We start from the raw sequence: 815 nt of genomic DNA on the forward strand, positions 1-815 counted from the left end.
CAATCCAATCGTACAGCTAATTCTAATAATAACGGAAAGTTCACACCAGATATAATACGAATATTATCATAGCCAACAGCTTGTTTAATTACTTCTTGATTTACACTTCCACCAAATACATCAGTTAATACAATTAGTTCATTATTCTTATTATCTAAAAAATATTTTTTTATTTTTTCTAAATCTAATATCCCTTGGTTTTGGTCATAAAAAGTTAAATAATCTATATTTTTATTATTACCTAGTATAATTTTCAAACTATCCCAAAAACCTTCTGATAACTTTCCATGAGAACAAATTAATATCTTATTCATGAAGTACACTCCTAGCTTTAATTTAATATTCAAACTGTCTATAATAGCGTCTCATATTTAAATCATGCCCTGTTACTCTTTCAAAATGATATGCTAAACGTCCTCTTGTCAGTGCATTAAAAACAATTGGACTTAAAATATCATCAAATTCTTTTGAAAACCCGTCCAAATGATAATCATTTAAATCTATAACTACTAACTTATCAGTTGTTTTCTTCAAGAATCTCTCTACTCTTTCATCTTGGCTTCTATATTTTCCAATTCCTTTAACCAAATAAACTGGGACCTCTTTGTCAACTAACTCTAAAGTTCCATGAAAGAAATCTGCACTAGTTACAGTTCTTGTTCTCATCCATTGCATCTCCTCAAGAATACACATAGTGAACATATTGATTTCACCCCAAACAATTCCTGACCCCACCCAAATTTGATAATTTTCATGAGAATAATTATCAGCAATATTTGTTGCAATAGGTTCAAACTTTTCTTGTATTTTAATTA

1 protein-coding gene is annotated in these 815 nt (G+C 28.7%); it reads right to left on the bottom strand.

Annotation, left to right across the window (positions count from 1 at the left end):
- Positions 1-314: PTS mannose transporter subunit IIA (locus tag GPX08_RS12825; protein ID WP_156627196.1), on the bottom strand; the 314-nt coding region annotated here is incomplete at its 3' end.
- Positions 315-815: the final 501 nt, after the last annotated feature.

Source organism: Clostridium tertium, assembly GCF_902652255.1.
Taxonomy (GTDB): Bacteria; Bacillota; Clostridia; order Clostridiales; family Clostridiaceae; genus Clostridium; species Clostridium tertium_A.